Here is a 2163-nt window from a genome sequence, read left to right as displayed (position 1 = left end):
ATACCAATAATAACCCGCAAACATAGCTACTCCAGCTAACCCCATACTAAACAAGGTAACAACTTGGTGTAGCCGCCGTTCTGCTTTCAGCTTTTCTTGTTGGCGTTCTTTCTCTTCTCGCTCAAGGCGATCGCGCAATTCTTGACTCTGCTGAATATACTCTTCGGCTAACCCATTCAGCATTTGCCAATCGCCAAATTTAGTTAAATATACTTCTGCTACTGTTAATCTGCCATCTTTTCTGAGAAAATCTGGGTTTTTACCTTCCTTCTCCCATTCTTGGGCTTCCGCTTCAATCTGACGCTCAATGCCAATTCCCAACTTATATTCTTCTTTCCAATCCCGCAACATTTGCCAGTGGCGGATTAAGGCTTCGTGGACAACATCTAAAATTACATCCTGGGAATGTTGATCATCTGTCTTTGTAATTAATCGTGCATCTTTATCAGCTAACTTCTCACTCACCTGTTGCAAAACTTCCAAGGAATGATGGGAATTAACCAATTCGCGTAAACGCACGCGCCGCCGTACATCTGTGGTTTCTCCAATTTGCGTCAATTCTAGAAAAATCCGCCGCGCCACAGTTTTTTCTGTTAGTGAAAGACTTTCGTAAACTGCATCGGCGCGTTTTTGTAGCGTTCCTTCAACCCCGCCTAAATCCTCATAAATTTTCAGGCTAAGAACCTGATCGCCTTGATTTCTCGACTCACGCCACAATTCTGTTAGGGTATATTGCAGCAAAGGCAAACTTCCGGGGTAATCCTCAACATCATTAATTAGTTGCTGTTCTAACCTTCCCTCTATGCCTAATCCTACCCAATCAGCCGGTTTAGTAATCGCTTCTTCAATTTCCTCACGGGTTAAGTGTTCGACATTAATGTAAGGTTTATTGATTTTACCTGCAAATTTGGGATATTCTCGCCATCTCCCCCGAAAATCCGATCGCATCCCAATGAAAATATAGAGGTTATCTGTACAGTCAATTAATTCCCGCAAACAGTCAAAGAATTCTTGGCGCTGGCTGTCATCGCACATAGTAAAGCATTCTTCAAACTGGTCGATAATTAAGATGACTGGTGTGTTTAATGCTTTTAACCTCTCGCCGATAACCTGACAATTCAGGTCATGTGGAAAAGCTAACGCCAAACCTAACCCCCCAGCCCCCTTCCCTACAAGGGAAGGGGGAGAATTCAAAGCCTCTCTCCTCGCAGGAGAGAGGTTTTCCACATCTCGTGAAAAGTCAGCGCCGATAACATGGGCAATATCTGGCGTTGTCCCTGGATAGGAAAGATTAGGCAAGGAAAGTGCCAAAGCCTCCTGTAAACTATTAACAGGAGATTCTTTAGGCGTAAACGGAGTAATATAAGTCCAGCGATCGCTCCCTGGAATCTCTTGTCCTAGCTTCAGCTGGTAGAGTAACCCAGCCCGTAACATAGATGATTTTCCACTACCGGAAGCTCCTAATACGGCAATTAGGCGATGCTTCTCTCTTACCTGTTGAATCAACTCCTGAGTTAGCGCACTCCGCCCATAAAAAACCTCAGCATCTTCCTTTGTCTCGGTAAAATACGACAGGGAACGATAAGGACACTTATCCTGAAAGCTTTTTTGAGAAAACTTAGTTGTCAGCAGAATTGCTCGTGGGGAATTGGCAATTAACGGACGCTGGACTGTATTCGACATTCGGCTGATAATGAAATCTGCCAATTTGTGGCTATTGACGATCCCATCTGCGTCATTTTCGGGATTCAATCCTGCAAGTAACGCCTCCGTCAACAACCCCTGCGTATGGGGAATTTCGACTCCAGTTTCGTAGGAACGGGTTGCAGTAATGAAACAGTAGTCTTTATCTGTGGGGATAAACTTCAACAATTCACCGCTATAGCAGCAATCTAGCCAAACAACGACTCGTTTAGCCTGACTTTTTTGCAGCTGCTCTCCCAACCAACTTAAGGGTATACCATAGACTTCTGCTTCCGGTAGGACATCATTGGTAGCTAGAAATACTTCTTCTTTACCCGCTACAGTTTTGCACCACCCATGTCCTGAAAAGAAGAATAACGCTGTCTCTGGGATGGGGTTAGGAGAAGGAGGATTGAAAAGATTAGCGATCGCTTCTCTCAATTCTTGCACTCTTACCGCCCCTTGGCGATCGATTTTACT

At 44.4% G+C, this 2163-nt stretch carries 1 protein-coding gene; it reads right to left on the bottom strand.

The annotated features are described in order from the left end of the window. Nucleotides 1–2163, bottom strand: a 2163-nt coding sequence (locus tag LC574_RS37005; RefSeq protein WP_229458604.1) for a caspase family protein, incomplete at both ends; no start/stop codon positions are given.

The organism is Nostoc sp. CHAB 5715, from assembly GCF_020829685.1.
Classification (GTDB): Bacteria; Cyanobacteriota; Cyanobacteriia; order Cyanobacteriales; family Nostocaceae; genus Nostoc.
This window is presented reverse-complemented; position numbering and strand designations above follow the sequence as displayed.